2 protein-coding genes are annotated in these 2,411 nt (G+C 53.6%); both read left to right on the plus strand.

The genetic code is table 11. The annotated features are described in order from the left end of the window. The coding region (locus BG35_RS12875; protein ID WP_152535265.1) for a DUF2079 domain-containing protein at positions 1 to 529 on the plus strand (529 nt) is incomplete at its 5' end. A 181-nt stretch (positions 530 to 710) separates the two neighbouring features. Then, entirely contained in the window at positions 711 to 2,156 is a 1,446-nt protein-coding gene (locus tag BG35_RS0109145; RefSeq protein WP_161632597.1) for a DUF2079 domain-containing protein, read from the plus strand. Positions 2,157 to 2,411 lie beyond the last annotated feature (255 nt).

A 2,411-nucleotide genomic window follows, 5' to 3' on the forward strand; every position in this document is an offset into this window, starting at 1 on the left:
TGGTTTGGCTACAGACCTGCGCCAGGGTCGTTTCTGGCTGACGCAGCGGCTCTTATTGTGCTGTTTCTGGGCATCTCTATGCTTTGTTGTTCTGGTAAATCGAGGTCATACTTTGGGTTATCATCTAATCTCAAGATTTGATGAGGTACAGCCAATTCAAAATATAATTCGACTCATTCCTGCTGATGATCGGACTAAGCATGATCATGTCCCATCCCTGAATCAACTGAGCCAGGCTAAAGATCTGATTCAGCGCATTCCCGTTGATGCTGATGTGCTTACGCACAATAATCTTGCTCCTCACGTCAGCCACCGCTCTGTGGTCAAGCTCTTAGGCGTTGATACAACTTCACGATCAGATTTTGCCGAGTTTAATGCGGCTTTCCTGGATCGCAAGAACCCATGGTATGGCGTGAGTCACTCGGCGACTGCCCCCCAGCACACTGCCGCTACCATTGAACGGTTAAAGATCTGGGGCTGGACTTGTGACGAGAAAAGTCGATTTGTACTCTGCCAAAGGCGGCAGTGATATGGCCTTACTTTGCTCCATTAAACCTTAAGCTTCTCAAGTTGATCCACCAGTCCCCTGGATTCGTTTCTCTATCATGTTAGCGACAAAGCCTCAGACAAGTTCTGCTGCCGTGCGCTTCCAAGGTCCCCCTCTCTTGTTCTGGCTCATCTCCGCACTGTTGGTTGGCCTGTTCTGGGCCTTGGCTGCCCTCAGACATGCCTTACTCCAGAGCAATGGCTTTGATCTGGGAATTTTTGACCAAGTGGCCTGGATGATGAGCCAGGGTTTGCAGCCCTACTCCACAATCAATAACGGGCTGCACCACATGGGTGACCACGGGGCCTGGATGTTCTATGCCATTGCTCCGCTCTACTGGCTGGCGCCGTCCGTTCATTGGCTGTTCCTTACCCAGGCGCTGGGGTTGATTCTCACGGCTTGGCCCCTGTGGCATCTGGGGGCGCAGGCAGGCTTGCGACCACGGGAGTCGTGGCTGGTCTGTGGCCTGTGGTGGCTCCAGCCCGTGGTGTTCAACGTGAACCTGTTTGACTTCCACCCGGAAACCTGGGCCATGCCCCTGTTGGCCTTGGCCATTTGGGCCAACCGTGCTGAGCGGCGCTGGCTCTGGCTCATGGCCCTCTTTGCCGCCATGGGCTGTCGGGATGGATTGACGTTGATTGTGATGGGCCTGGCCTTGGAGCAGGCCTTACGCCGTCGCTGGCGCTGGGCAGGGGAAGCGCTGCTGTTAGGGGGGGGGTGGCTCCTGTTTCTGGCGGCGGGTCTCTATCCAATCCTCAATAACGGCGTCGGAGTTGCTGGAGTGGGCCGCTACGACCATCTTTGCGAGGGTGGCTGTGAAGGCGTCGGCCACATCATCCGCAGCGCCCTGTTGGATCCCGTTCATTGGTCCGGCGCTTTGGACTATGTGAACACTCTTTTCTATCTGTTCCTGCTCAGCCTGCCTTTAGCTTTCTACTGGCGCCGCTCTTCTCTGCCCCTGCTTGCGGGAACTCTGCCTCTGCTGGCTGCCAATATCCTCTCGTCGTCTTCAGCGCAGCGGGATCTAATCCATCAGTATTCCTTGCCTCTAGCCGTCCTTCTGGTTGTGGCCAGCATGGATGGTTTGGCTACAGACCTGCGCCAGGGTCGTTTCTGGCTGACGCAGCGGCTCTTATTGTGCTGTTTCTGGGCATCTCTATGCTTTGTTGTTCTGGTAAATCGAGGTCATACTTTGGGTTATCATCTAATCTCAAGATTTGATGAGGTACAGCCAGTTCAAAATATAATTCGACTCATTCCTGCTGATGATCGGACTAAGCATGATCATGTCCCATCCCTGAATCAACTGAGCCAGGCTAAAGATCTGATTCAGCGCATTCCCGTTGATGCTGATGTGCTTACGCACAATAATCTTGCTCCTCATGTCAGCCATCGCTCTGTGGTCAAGCTCTTAGGCGTTGATACAACTTCACGATCAGATTTTGCCGAGTTTAATGCGGCTTTCCTGGACCGCAAGAACCCATGGTATGGCGTGAGTCACTCTGCGACTGCCCCCCAGCACACTGCCGCTACCATTGAACGGTTAAAAATCTGGGGCTGGACTTGTGACGAGAAAAGTCGATTTGTGCTCTGCCAAAGGCGGCAGTGATATGGCCTTACTCTGCTCCATTAAACCTTAAGCTTCTCAAGTTGATCCACCAGTCCCCTGGATTCGTTTCTCTATCATGTTACCGACAAAGCCTCAGACAAGTTCTGCTGCCGTGCGCTTCCAAGGTCCCCCTCTCTTGTTCTGGCTCATCTCCGCACTGTTGGTTGGCCTGTTCTGGGGCTTGGCTGCCCTCAGACATGCCTTACTCCAGAGCAATGGCTTTGATCTGGGAATTTTTGACCAAGTGGCCTGGCA

This window comes from Candidatus Synechococcus spongiarum SH4, from assembly GCF_000586015.1.
Taxonomy (GTDB): domain Bacteria; phylum Cyanobacteriota; class Cyanobacteriia; order PCC-6307; family Cyanobiaceae; genus Synechococcus_B; species Synechococcus_B spongiarum_F.